This is a genomic window from Phytohabitans houttuyneae (assembly GCF_011764425.1).
Lineage (GTDB): Bacteria > Actinomycetota > Actinomycetes > Mycobacteriales > Micromonosporaceae > Phytohabitans > Phytohabitans houttuyneae.
This window is the reverse complement of sequence record NZ_BLPF01000001.1, coordinates 1,910,030-1,922,530: the sequence shown is the minus strand read 5'-3', so window position 1 is coordinate 1,922,530 and position 12,501 is coordinate 1,910,030. Positions and strand designations below refer to the sequence as shown.

Genomic DNA, 12,501 nt, shown 5'->3' with positions numbered 1-12,501 from the left:
ACAAGGGGGAAGTCGAGGTGAATCGTGAGTGAGTGGCTTGAGCAGCTGGAGCTCCGGGCGCGGCTGCGCGCGAAGGCGGGGCTGGCACGGCAGCTGAGGCACCGGGCTCCGGACGACGAGGTGGTCGACCTCGCCGGCAACGACTACCTCGGACTCTCGAACCACCCGGACGTGACCGCGGCGGCGCGGGAGGCCCTCGACGCGTACGGGCTCGGCGCCACCGGCTCCCGCCTCGTGCGCGGCTCCACCGGCGCTCACCACCAGCTCGAGGAGCGGCTCGCCGGCTGGCTCGGCACCGAGGCCGCGCTCGTGTACTCCTCCGGTTACCTGGCCAACCTCGGGGCGGTGCGGGCGCTGACGCGGCCGCGTACCCTCCTCGTCTCCGACGCCCACAACCACGCCTCGCTGATCGACGGGTGCCGCATCTCCGGCGCGGAGGTCGTCGTCACTCCCCACGCGGACGCCGCCGCGGTCGGGGCGGCCCTGGCCGCCGCACCCGGCCGCCCGGCCGTGGTGGTCAGCGAGTCGATCTTCTCGGTCGACGGCGACCTCGCGCCCCTCGCCGACCTGCACGCCGCGGCCCGCCGGCACGGGGCGCTGCTGCTCGTCGACGACGCGCACGCGCTCGGCGTGATCGGCCCGGCCGGGGCGGGTGGCGTCGCCGCCGCGGGCCTGGCCGGCGAGCCCGACGTGGTGGTCACGGCCACGCTCTCCAAGTCGCTCGGCGCGGCCGGTGGCTTCATCGCCGGGCCGGCGGCACTGGTCCGCCATCTGGTGGACACCGGGCGGACGTTCATCTTCGACACCGCGCCACCGCCGGCCGTCGTCGCCGGCGCGCTCGCTGCGCTGGAAGTGGCCCGCGGCTCCGAAGGCCGCCGCGTGGAGCTCGCCGACCGCGCGGCAGCACTGGTACGCCGCCTGCGCGCCGCCGGCCTCGAGGTCTCCGACCCCGCCGGGGGAGTGGTGTCGGTGACCGCGCCCGGCCCGGAGACCGCCGTGGCCTGGGCCGCGGACTGCCGCGACCGCGGCGTGGCCGTAGGCTGCTTCCGTCCACCTTCCACTCCGGACAGTCGGGCCCGACTGCGGTTGACGGTCAACGTCGGCGTGCCGCGGGCCGACTTCGACCGGGCCCTCGACGTGATCGTGGAGTGCGCGCCGTGACAGGTGATTGGAGAGGGCCGGTCGTGGTCACCGGCACCGATACGGACGTCGGCAAGACCGTCGTGACCGCCGCGATCACGGCCGCCGCCCAGGCCGCCGGGCTGCGCGTCGCCGTGGTCAAGCCCGGCCAGACCGGCACCTCGACCGGCGCCCCCTCCGATGTGGACGTCGTCAACCGCCTCGCCGCCCCGGCGACCGCCCGCACGCTGGCCTCCTACCCGGACCCGCTGGCCCCGCTCGCCGCCGCGCGGGTGGCGGAGCTGCCGCCACTCGAGCTCTACACGGTGGTCGACGAGGTGCGCGCCGAGGCGGAAAAGCACGACCTGGTGCTTGTCGAGGGCGCCGGCGGCCTGCTGGTGCCGATGGGCCTGCGCCCCTCCGGCGAGCCGTGGACCGTGGCCGACCTGGCCGTGTCCCTGGACGCCCGCGCCGTCGTGGTCAACCGCGCCGGCCTCGGCACCCTCAACCACACCGCCCTGACCCTGGAGGCACTCGACCGCCGCAGCGTGTCCGCGGGCGTGGTCCTGGGCGCGTGGCCGGCCGAGCCCGAGCTGGTCCACTGGGAAAACCTCGGCGAGCTGCTGCCCAACCTTGTCGGCGCCCTACCGGACGGCGCGGGCGCGATGGAGCCGGGCGTCTTCCAGCGCAGCGCGCCTGGCTGGCTGACGCCGGCACTGCACGGCGTCCTTGACGACTGGCGCGCCTGGGCCGAGGACGCCGGCTGACACTGCGCTGGCGTCGCTCTCCGCGCCGATTCAAACCCAATGAGATGTGAGCTACCGCGACGTCCGCGGTGGTCCGGACCGTTGCTCCCGCGGCCTCACCCTCCGCGGTCGCCAAGCTCAACCCAGGAGCCCGCTCCGGCAGATCTTGGCAAGTTAGCGTCGAAATAACGCGCTAACTCACCAAGATTTCGAAGCTCACACCGCCTGCACCTGATCGGCAGTCACCGACCGCGACGGCGCGATTGAGCTGTTTGTGACCGCCCTGGGTGGGTGCTCACCGTGGATGGAACTGCCGGAGTGGCCGGTGATCGAGGGCCAGGCCGGCGTAGGCGGCCATATGCCCCTGGTGTGGAACGCCGCACCGTCGATGCGGGCTGCGGTCCTGACCTCGATGCCGGCCATTAGGTCAGGCCCCGGTAAGACGGTGGGCATCGAGAATCCCCTCCACGCCGGCGGCCACTTGGTCGCGATGGAGCAACATCTGGTCGGAACGCTGCGTTCCGCGAGCGCGGACCTCTTAGGCATACCTAGAGACGTTGGTGTGGGCTGGGCCACGCGCGTAAGTCTTCGTAGGTGCTGCGTAAGGTGCCTGGGCCGCCAAGATAGGTAAGCGCTCCCGATGTGGCCGCGCCCTTACCCGCCGAGGATTGACTCATCAGCGGAGCAGGGAACACAAGGGAGACAGAGCGATGATGATGCACCCGGACCTCGTCCTGGCCCAGGCCCGCGACCGTCAGCGTGAGCTGATCGCCGAGGCTGACCGTGAGCGTCTGTTCGCCGCCGTGCGCCTTGGGCGTCGTGGGCGCCGTGCGCGTCAGGAAGCGGCGGTGCGTGGACAGCCGGTTGTGGCGCCCGCGGGGTAGGGGTAGGGTACCGAGGTCTTGAACCGCGGAGGGTGAGGCCGCGGGAGCAACGGTCCGGACCACGGCGGACGTCGCGGTAGCTCAAAGTTTTTGGATGATGAAGGCGTCCGGCATCCGGAAGGAGAGGTTGTCCGGGCACCACGGCGGGCGGGTGACGCGCGTGCCGTGCAGGAGCGGCGCGGTCTCGGCGACCACGACGGCGGCCTCCATGCGGGTGAGCTGGGCGCCCACGCAGCGGTGCGCGCCGGCGCCGAAGGACAGGTGCCGCCTTGAGCCGCGCTGACCCGGGCGGAAGTCGTCCGGATTCGCAACGACTGCCTGGTCGCGCCCGGCCTGGGCGAGCCACAGCACGATGCTCGTGCCGCGGGCGACCGGCGTGCCGCCGAGCATCGTGTCGCGGGAGGCCACGCGCCGCCAGGTGACGATCGGTGGCACCAGGCGCAGGCCCTCCTCGACCACATCATCCACGGCGACGCTACCGGCGCGCAGGCCGTCGAGCACCGCCGGCTCGCCGGCCAGGCGGTGCAGCAGGAGCGTGAGGAACTGCGAGGTGGTCTCCTGCCCCGCGACCAGCAGGAAGAAGAGCGCGCCCACGACGACGTCCATGCTCTGCGCCTGCGCGCGCAGGTCGGCGGCGAGCCCCGCGCCGTCTTGCGCGAACTCCCGCAGCACCCTGTGAAACCGCCCCACGATCTCGGCCAGCGCCAGCTGGCGGTCGAGGGCGACCGGGGCCCAGAAGAGCTCCAGCGCGGCCCGCGTGAACTCCTTGACCACGGCGGCGTCGGCGTCGGGCAGGGCGACGAGCCGGGCGAGTACCAGCAGGGGCAGGTCGGCGGCGAGGTCGGCGTAGAGGTCGACGGGCCGTCCCCGGGCGAGGTCGGCGGTGAGGCGGTCGACCCGGCCGCGTACGACGGTGGTCAGCCACGCCCGCTGCTCCTCGACGCGCTTGGGGTGCAGCGCGTCGGCCACGATCGCGCGGATCGCGGGGTGGCTGGGGTGCCCGTTGTTGGCGAGCGTCGGCGGCAGGCGGAAGCCGTGGCGCGCCAGGATCCGCAGCGCGGCGACGGGGATCGGGGTGAGCGCGTCGAGCGCGTTGTCCGGGCGGAAGGTGGCCTGGTCGGCCAGCACCTCGCGGACCAGGGCGTGGCGTGCCACGACGAGGTGCTCCACGCCGACGTGGTCGGCGACCGTCGCGACGTCGGGCCACTCCCGCGCCCGCTCCGGCGCCTCCCAGGTCCGAAACAGCACGCCGGCCACGCTACCTCGCGCGCGTTGGGTCAAATCGCGGACATCGTCGCGCTGTGTTGGCGCCGATATACTCGCCGCAAGCGATTTCGTACCGGCTGTTCCGCTCGGGCAACCCAGAGTCGTGTCTGCCTCCTTCCACATCGGACCCCGGGGCGACGATCGGTGCTGTGACGCGGCTGGGAGGGCGGGTTGCTGTACTTCTTTCTCAGCTATGCCCGGGGCGACGACGACGATTCCGTCCAGAAGTTCTTCCACGATCTGTCCAAGGAGGTCCGCGTGCACGCCGGCCTGGCCGCCGGTGAGGAGGTCGGCTTCTTCGACGTGCACAGCCTGGAAGTGGGCGCGACCTGGTCGCCGCGACTGGTGGAGGCGCTGTCGCGTTGCCAGTCGTTCATCGCGTTGGTGTCTCCGCGCTACCTGCTGAGCGAGCCCTGCGGTCGAGAGTGGACGATCTTCGCGGAGCGCGTCCGGCGGTACGAGCGGGATGTCGGCGTCACCCCGTCGGCGCTGCTGCCCTTGCTGTGGCTGCCACCTCCCAACCTGCCCGACGCGGTGGCCGCCCTGCAGTACCAGAACGACGTCCTCCCGGAGGCGTACGGGCGCACGGGGCTGCGGCAGCTCATGCGCCTGCAGCGGCACCAGGACTCCTACTACGACCTCATCGTCGAGCTGGCGCGGCAGATCGTGCAGACCGCGGGCGCCCACCGCGTGCCGACCACCGGCGCGGGCATCGACTTCAAAGACGTGCAGAGCGCCTTCCACCCGCGGGCGACCGGGCGCGCCGCGGTGCCGCGGCAGCCGGGCCACACGCAGCAGGTGCAGTTCGTCGTCGCGGCGCCGGCGCGGGGCGAGCTGTCCGCGGAGGAGCTCGCGACGATCGACCGCGACAGCCAGTACTACGGCGCCACGTCGGTGGAGTGGGCGCCGTACCGGCCGACGCTGCCCGTGCCGATCGCCGACTACGCCCGCACGGTGGCCGAGCGGCGCAGCTTCCGGGCGGAGGTGGCGGGCACGGCTGGCCTCGCGCAGCGGATCGGGGACGCGCGACGCGGCAACCAGATCGTGGTGCTGCTCGTCGACGTGTGGTCCACGATGCTCAACGAGTACCGGCAGGCGCTCGCCGAGTGCAACCAGCTGGATCAAAACTCCGAAGAGCCGGTCACCGCCATCATGGTCCCGCTCAACTTCGACGACCTGCAGGGCCAGCGGCACCGGCGGCAGCTGACCGACTCGCTCCGCGCGATCTTCTACCGCCGCACGGTGCACGGCGACGACGTCATGTTCCGCTCGAGCATCCTGACCCACCAAGCCTTCGACGCCGACCTCCAGGTGGTGCTGGAGACCGCCCGCAACCGCGTCTTCACCAACGGCACCGTGCACAACCGCCCGCAGGGCCAGGCCGTGCGACGGCCGATCCTGCAAGGCCCCTAACCCTCCCCGCCCCCAGGAGCCCCCGATGACCGGCCGCATCGTGACGTTCTACTCGTACAAGGGCGGCACCGGCCGCACGATGGCCCTGGCGAACGTCGCCTGGATCCTCGCCGCCAACGGCAGGCGCGTGCTCGCCGTCGACTGGGACCTGGAGTCGCCCGGGCTGCACCGCTACTTCCACCCGTTCCTCACCGACAAGAAGCTGCGCAGCTCGCGCGGCGTGATCGACCTGATCCGCGACTTCGCCGCCGCGGCGGTCGACCCGCACGTCAACTTCGACGACGCGCAGTGGTACCGCCGGTACGCGGACGTCGAGCGCGAAGCGGTGTCGCTGGCCTGGCGCTTCCCCGACTTCGGCGTGATCGACCTGCTGCCCGCCGGCCAGCAGGACCCGTCGTACTCCAGTGCGGTCAGCACCTTCGACTGGCCGGCCTTCTACGAGCGGCTCAACGGCGGCATCTTCCTGCAGGCGCTGCGCGAGAACATGCGCCAGCGCTACGACTACGTGCTCATCGACAGCCGCACCGGGCTGAGCGACACCGCGGGCATCTGCACGGTGCACCTGCCCGACATGGTGGTCGACTGCTTCACGCTCAGCGAGCAGAGCATCGACGGAGCCGCCTCGGTCGCCGACTCGATCGCCAACCAGCGCCGCGACGAGCCCATCCTCATCCGGCCGGTGCCGATGCGTGTCGAAGACGCCGAGCAGGTCAAGCTCGAGGCCGGCCGCGACTACGCCCGGCTGCGCTTCGGGCAGTACCTCGGGCTGGACCCCGAGGCGGCCGACCAGTACTGGGGCGACGTCGAGATCCCCTACAAGCCCTTCTTCGCGTACGAGGAGATCCTGGCCGTCTTCGGCGAGCGGTCCCGGCAGGAGCACTCGCTGCTGGCCTCGTTCGAGCGGCTGACCAACGCGATCACCGACGGCGACGTGGCCGCGCTGCCCGCGATCGAGGAGCGGGAGCGCCGCCGCATCCTCGGGGAGTACGAGCGGTCCAAGCCGCCCGCCGTCACCGACGTCCTGATCAGTTACGCGTCGATCGACCGCACCTGGGCCGAGTGGGTGGGCAGCGAGCTCGGCCGGGTGGGGCTGCGCGTGGTGCTCCAGCAGGTCGACTTCTCGATCGACCCGGCCGATGCGCCCGCTCCGCACGAGCAGGCCACCGCCGTCAACCGCGTGCTCGTGCTGCTCTCGCAGGACTACGTGAAGGCGCCGAACGCGGCCGAGTTCTGGCGCCTGGTCGCCGCCCGCGACCCGGCCGGCGGCAGCCGCTTCCTGCTCTCGGCCCGCACCGACGGCACCCGCGTGCCCGCGCCGTACAGCGAGCGCCAGCCCGCCGTCGACTTCGCCAACCTCTCCGAGGACCGGGCCCGCGAGGCGCTGCTGGCCGTGTTCGGCGTGCCGTTGCCGCACGGCCGCGCCGACGACCCGGCCGCACCGCGCTACCCGGCCAACCAGCCGCCGATCTGGAACGTCCCGCAGCGCAACGTCGCCTTCACCGGCCGCACCGCCCTGCTGGAAGGACTGCGCGACCGGCTCGCGGCAAGCGTCACCGTGGTGGTGCCGCAGGCGCTCTACGGGCTCGGCGGGGTGGGCAAGACCCAGGTCGCGATCGAGTACGCGCATCGCTTCGCCGCCGACTACGACGTGGTGTGGTGGATCTCGGCCGAGCAGCCGGGCCTGGTCCGCGCCGCCCTCGGCGACCTGGCGACCCGCCTCGGCCTGCCCGAGGTGGAGAGCGTCGCCGAGCGCGCCGAAGCCGTGCTGGACGCGCTGCGCCGCGGCGAGCCGACCCGGCGGTGGCTCCTGGTGTACGACAACGCCGACGACCCCGAGGCGATCCGCCCGTACCTGCCGCAGGGCACCGGCCACCTGCTGCTCACCTCCCGCAACGTCGCCTGGAGCCGCCAGGCCAGCGCGGTCGAGGTGGGCGCCTTCCACCGCGAGGAGAGCGTGGCGCTGCTGCGCAGCCGGGTGGGTGAGCTCACCGACGCCGAGGCCAACGAGCTCGCCGAAAAGCTGGGCGACCTGCCGCTGGCCATCGAGCAGGCCGGCGCGTGGCTGGCCACCACGGCCATGCCGGTGGGCAGCTACCTTGAGCTGCTCGACACCCGGCTGACCCAGGTGCTGGCCGAAAACCCGCCGCCCGGCTACCCGCGCACGGCCGCGGCGACCTGGCTTCTCTCCCTGGAGCGGCTGCGCGAGCAGATGCCGGCCGCGGCCAAGCTGCTGGAGCTGTGCGCGTTCTTCGGCCCGGAGCCGATCCCGATGCGGCTCATCAACAGCGAGCGCTTCGTCGAGGTGCTGCTGCCGCTCGATCCGTCGCTCAACGAGCCGCTGCTGCAGGGACGGCTGGTGCAGGAGATCGGCCGGTACGCGCTGGCCAGTGTGGACACCGGGCACACGACGCTGCAACTGCACCGCCTCGTGCAGGCGGTGATCCGGGGGCAGCTGTCGGAGCAGGAGCAGGAGACCAACCGCAAGCACGTGCACGAGATCCTGGCCGCCGCCAACCCGAAGACCCCGGACCGGCCGCAGGACTGGCCGGAGTACGCCCAGCTGCGCCTGCACCTGCGCGCGTCGGGAGCGCTCGAGTCGACCGCGCCGACCGTGCGGCAGCTCGTGATCGACATGACCAACTACCTGGCCCGGATCAGCGACTACCAGGGCAGCGAGGAGCAGGCCAGGGACGCGATCGAGGCGTGGCGGTCGGCCAGATCCGATCCGGACGACCTGACGACCCTCTGGATGCGCTTCTACCTCGGCAACGCGCTTCGCTCGCAGGCCCGGTACGCCGAGGCCCTGGTGGAGCACGACCAGACCCACGCCGCGCTGCTCGACCTCGTCGGGTCGGAACACCCGTACACGATCGCCTGCCGCAGCAGCCTCGCCGGCGACCTGCGCGGGCTGGGCCGGTACCGGGAGGCCCGGCAGCTCGACGAGGAAACTGTCGAGCGGTCCACCCGGATCCTCGGGCGGGACGCCTTCCGCACGCTGAACGCGGTGAACAACCTGGCGATCTCGCTGCAGTTCGTGGGCGACTTCACGGCGGCGGCCACGTACAGCGAGGAGGCGTTCGTCCGCCGGCGGGCGACCGTCGGCCAGCGCCACCCCACCACCCTGCAGAACGCGCACAACTACGCCCGCTGCCTGCGCGACCTCGGCCGGTACCGCGAGGCGCGGGACCTGCTCACCGAGACGGTGCGAGACATGAAGGCGGTGCGCGGCGAGGACAGCCCGCACACGCTGCGCACCGCCAAGACGCTCGCGGTGACGCTGCGCAAGCTGGGCGACGTCGTCGGCGCGCACGCGCTCACCCAGGAGACGCTGGCCCGCCTCGACCGCGTGCTCGGCCGTTCACACACCCACACGCTGGCCTGCGTCAGCAACCTGGCCTGCGACCAGTCGGCGCTCGGCGACGACCGCGCGGCACGGCGCACCGCGGAGGACGCGCTGGCGCGGCACCGGCAGAAGTTCGGCGTCGACCACCTCTTCACGCTCGCCTGCGAAAACAACCTCGCGATCTTCCTGCGGCGGCTGGGCCAGGCCGAGGAGGCCGGCGCGATCGCGGAGCGGGTCGCCAACCGGATCGAGGCGGCGCTCGGCCACGACCACCCGTACACGCTGGCCTGCCTCATCAACCGGGCCAACGCGCTCTACGACCTCGGCCACTACCCCGAGGCGCTCGCCATCGACGAGGAGATCCACCCGCTGATCAGCAGCCGGCAGGTGCTGGGGCCGGACCACCCGGACTCGATCGCCGCGGCCAACAACCTGGCGATCAGCCGCCGGCTCGCGGGCGACCGCACCGGCGCGCAGGAGCTGGTGCAGGAGCAGCTGGCCCGGGCGACGCGCGTTCTCGGCGCCGACCACCTCAACACGGCCGCGATCCGAAACGGGATCCGGCTCAACTGCGACATCGACCCGCCCGAGGTGTGAGCGGTCAGGAAAGGCCCGTGGCCAGCCAGGCGGCCAGCTCGTCCGGGGCCGGCGCCCGGCCGCCCGCGCGCAGCCGGACGTAGGCCGCCCGGACCAGGTCGGGGCGCTCCGCGAGGGCCCGCGCGGCGTCCGCGGTGCCGCCGGCCCGCACGGCGAGCGCGAGTCCGACCCACCCGGGCGGATCATCGGGTACCGACATCGCAGCGCTCCGGAACGCGGACAGCGACTCCGGCACGCGGCCGGACAGGTAGGCGGCCTCGGCCGGTGTGGCGGCCGGTGCCGCGGTGCCGGTGAGCCGCGCCCGGACCTGCGCCGCGAGCCCTTCCACGCGGGCCGGCCCGCCAGCCTCCGCCGGGGCCGCCGCCGGCCGCTCGATAGGTGGACACCGCCTGCCGGCGGCCCACGCGGCGGTCAGGCCGGCCACGACGTCCGGCTCCGGGCGGTGGTTGTCCAGCCGCCACCGCGTCGCGACCGCGACCATCAGCTCCTCCACACCCGCGCGGATGTCCGCGTCGATGGGGTCCGCCCACCACCCGTCCAGCGTCGCCACGAGCTGGCCGACGAATCGCTCGCCCTCCGGCGTCAGCTCGTCCGAGCCGGCGAGCGCGGCGGCCGCCAGCCGGGTCTGCGCCAGCCAGTACGCGAACTCGAAGTCCGCCGTCCGCGCCTCGCCGCCCGCGACCCGGGTCCGCCGGACCCGCCAGAAGTCGGCCACGCCCGCGTGCGCGTAGACGCCCTGGAGCAGGGCCCGGACCGGCCTGGGGTCGGCCCGCCACGGCGCGTGGTACACCCCGTCGCGCGTGGACTCGCAGAGGCGGACCAGGTCGAGAAGCCCGCCGAGCTTCATGTGCTGCGTCTCGTGGATCATCAGCAGCGCCAGTCCGGCCGCTGCGTCCGGTGTGGACACCGCGACGGCACCGAACGCCGTCTGCGCCGACGCGCTCGTCGACCCGCTCAGCGGCGCCACGAGCGGGACCAGGGACCGCAGGCACTCGCCGATCGCCACGGCGTGCTGCGGATGGTCGGACGCGATGAGCCGCCACGCACCGTCCACAAGGGATTCCAGCGTGCCGGCGGCGGCGCGGTCGAGCCGGGGTGCGACGGCGTGGCCGAAGCAGGAGCGGTACGGGTCGAGGTCTTCCAGCGTCACGGTGAGCGGACCCGCCGCGGAGTGCACGGTGAACCGTCGCGACGCGCACCAGCCCGGCGCGTCTACGGCGTACGGCGCCGGCACGGTGACGCTCGACGCGGTGCCGGTGAAGCTCAGGCTGTCGGCGCGCACGCGGACCGCGACAGGTCCGGTGCCGAGCCCGTACGCCAGGCCGACCGTCGGGACGAAGAAGTCGCCGGTGCACTCGCTGACATCGAGGTCGAGATCGGTCCCGGCGCGCGCCGCGGCCGCCACGGCGAGCCCGGCAAGGTACGCGGCGGCCGGCGCCCCGGTGGACCGGCGCAGGCAGCGGGTCGCCCAGCTGTCGACGAAGGGGTGTCCCAGCACCTCGCGCGCGATGTCCGGCCGGCTGGCGGTGACGTCCCGCAGCGCCCGCCAGGCCGCGGTGTCGGTCCCGATCGCCTGGCGCAGCGCGGCGAGCAGGAGCATGCGCTTGCTGAGCTGCGCCGACCGCAGGGTCGCGAGGGCCGGCGCGTCACCGTACCCGCTGCCGAGGCTGTCGAACTCCGCGCCGGTGAGCCGGTAGGCCGGCAGGCCGGCGGGCGCGTTCATGCCTGCGAGGCTAGCCCGCGCGCGGCGGCGGTGGCCGCGACCGCGTCGAGGTCCGTGGCGACGCGGCGCCTGATGTGCTGGATGAGGCGAAGCTGGTCAGGGCAGTACACGGTCGGGTTGTCGAAGCCGTTGCCGGCGCTGTAGCGATGCGCGTAGAGGCCGCCGCCGCACACCGAGACGATCTCGCAGCTTTGGCAGGGTGCGGCAAGGCCGGCGAGGCCGCGGTACTGGGCGGTGATCCCCGGGTGTGCGAGCGCCTCGTCGAAGGAGTGCGTCGCGACGTCGCAGCCGGTGGCCGCCATCCCGGCCGCCGTCGTCTTCAGGCTGTCCGCCTGCTCGACGGAGCCGTCGGTCTCGATGACGAGCAGCGGCGACCGGCGGAGGCCGACCGCCTCGGTCGCGCTCGTACCGCCGACGAGCAGCGCGATGATCGACGAGAACAGCCGCACGTCGCTGCTGCCCTCGCCGGCGTACCACTCGTCGAACACCGGGATGAGCCAGTCCGCGTACGGCGTGCCGCTCCCGCCCGGCTCCCGGCGTGGTGGGGGCGTGGTCCAGTTGCCGTGCGGCAGAAGGAAGTCGATGCGCGGCGGGGCGAACGAGAGCAGGTGCCGGTACACGGCCAGCGGGTCGTTGGCAGTGTCCACAGTGCATAGAATCCCGCCGTAGATGTGGCGGAAGCGCTCCTGCCGCAGCAGTTCCAGCGCTTCGCGCACGCGGGAGTAGCTCCCACCGCCGTGGCGGAACATGCGGTGGCGGTCGTTGGCCTCGCGGTCGCCGTCCAGGCTGATCCCCACCCGCACGCCGAGCGATTCCAGGAGCTCAAGCAGGTAGTCGGTGAGCAGGAGCCCGTTGGTCTGGATCGTGAACTCGACCCACGTCTCGAACGGGACCGCCCGCCTGATCGTCGCGACGGCGTGCTCGATGAGGTCGGCGCCGGCCAGGATCGGCTCGCCACCGTGGAGCGTGACGGTCAGCCGGGGCGGCCGGTGGGTGCGCGCGTGCTCGGCGATCCGGGCCGCGACGAGGTCGATGGTGGCGCGCGTCATCGTGCGCGGCCGGCCGCGCCAGCTCTGGTCGGCGCTCTCGTAGACGTAGCAGTAGTCGCAGGCAAGGTTGCATCGACTGTGAATCTTGAGGATCACCTGGCGCACGGCCGCCGACATGCTGCCCGTCTTCCGGGGCTAGATGCTGCTCTGGAAGGGAGCCGCCAGGTCGTCGTCTTCGCCGTCCGGCCGGCGCAGGATCTCAGCAATGATCTTCGCCAGCGGCTCCGGGGCCACACGCTCGGCATCCGGGAGCGAATAGACGATGGTGCCCCCGGTTACCGCCGGTTCGGCGGAATCCTCAAGCCCGGGTGCCGTGGCCAAGCTCACGTGCCGATACATTAGCCGACTCACGTGTGGCGCG

At 72.9% G+C, this 12,501-nt stretch carries 9 protein-coding genes and 1 pseudogene; 5 read left to right on the top strand and 5 right to left on the bottom strand.

Annotated elements, in window-relative coordinates:
• Positions 1–24: 24 nt before the first annotated feature.
• Together Phou_RS08690 and bioD are read left to right on the top strand one after the other, a co-directional pair.
• Entirely contained in the window at positions 25–1,161 is a 1,137-nt protein-coding gene (locus Phou_RS08690; RefSeq protein WP_173055145.1) for an 8-amino-7-oxononanoate synthase, read from the top strand.
• Positions 1,149–1,886, top strand: coding sequence for a dethiobiotin synthase (gene bioD, locus Phou_RS08685; protein ID WP_173055143.1), 738 nt, complete (start codon positions 1,149–1,151; stop codon positions 1,884–1,886). Before Phou_RS08690 ends, bioD begins: the two co-directional genes overlap by 13 nt.
• A gap of 235 nt (positions 1,887–2,121) precedes the next feature.
• Here bioD and Phou_RS55385 read toward each other — a convergent pair.
• Positions 2,122–2,355 (bottom strand): annotated as a pseudogene (locus Phou_RS55385) (transposase); the annotation flags it as partial.
• A 220-nt stretch (positions 2,356–2,575) separates the two neighbouring features.
• Here Phou_RS55385 and Phou_RS08680 point away from each other — a divergent pair.
• On the top strand, positions 2,576–2,749 hold the full coding sequence (locus Phou_RS08680; protein WP_173055141.1) for a hypothetical protein: 174 nt from the start codon (positions 2,576–2,578) through the stop codon (positions 2,747–2,749).
• A gap of 81 nt (positions 2,750–2,830) precedes the next feature.
• Here the strand turns inward: Phou_RS08680 and Phou_RS08675 are convergent, their stop codons facing one another.
• Positions 2,831–4,006, bottom strand: a complete 1,176-nt coding sequence (locus tag Phou_RS08675; protein WP_246273418.1) for a cytochrome P450 — start codon at positions 4,004–4,006, stop codon at positions 2,831–2,833.
• 180 nt (positions 4,007–4,186) lie between these two features.
• On the opposite strand from Phou_RS08675, the gene Phou_RS08670 reads away from it, so the two are divergent.
• A complete protein-coding gene (locus Phou_RS08670; protein WP_173055138.1) occupies positions 4,187–5,428 on the top strand; it encodes a TIR-like protein FxsC in 1,242 nt (413 codons plus the stop codon).
• 25 nt (positions 5,429–5,453) lie between these two features.
• Entirely contained in the window at positions 5,454–9,368 is a 3,915-nt protein-coding gene (gene fxsT, locus Phou_RS08665; protein ID WP_173055136.1) for an FxSxx-COOH system tetratricopeptide repeat protein, read from the top strand.
• 4 nt (positions 9,369–9,372) lie between these two features.
• Here the strand turns inward: fxsT and Phou_RS08660 are convergent, their stop codons facing one another.
• From Phou_RS08660 to Phou_RS08650, 3 genes are read right to left on the bottom strand one after another with little or no spacing between them, the layout of a single operon-like run.
• A complete protein-coding gene (locus tag Phou_RS08660) occupies positions 9,373–11,091 on the bottom strand; it encodes an HEXXH motif domain-containing protein (protein WP_173055134.1) in 1,719 nt (572 codons plus the stop codon).
• Complete coding sequence (locus tag Phou_RS08655) at positions 11,088–12,257, bottom strand: FxsB family cyclophane-forming radical SAM/SPASM peptide maturase (RefSeq protein ID WP_218578879.1); 1,170 nt, start codon at positions 12,255–12,257, stop codon at positions 11,088–11,090. The genes Phou_RS08660 and Phou_RS08655 overlap by 4 nt, the downstream gene beginning before the upstream one ends.
• A gap of 18 nt (positions 12,258–12,275) precedes the next feature.
• The gene (locus Phou_RS08650; RefSeq protein WP_173055132.1) at positions 12,276–12,467 is read right to left on the bottom strand and encodes a hypothetical protein; all 192 of its coding nucleotides are present in this window, start codon (positions 12,465–12,467) and stop codon (positions 12,276–12,278) included.
• Positions 12,468–12,501 lie beyond the last annotated feature (34 nt).

Bases quoted from the DNA above. Each gene is read 5' to 3' on its own strand.
- Phou_RS08680 (WP_173055141.1), top strand. From the start codon at position 2,576: ATGATGATGCACCCGGACCTCGTCCTGGCCCAGGCCCGCGACCGTCAG.
- Phou_RS08660 (WP_173055134.1), bottom strand. From the start codon at position 11,091: ATGAACGCGCCCGCCGGCCTGCCGGCCTACCGGCTCACCGGCGCGGAG.
- Phou_RS08655 (WP_218578879.1), bottom strand. From the start codon at position 12,257: ATGTCGGCGGCCGTGCGCCAGGTGATCCTCAAGATTCACAGTCGATGC.
- fxsT (WP_173055136.1), top strand. From the start codon at position 5,454: ATGACCGGCCGCATCGTGACGTTCTACTCGTACAAGGGCGGCACCGGC.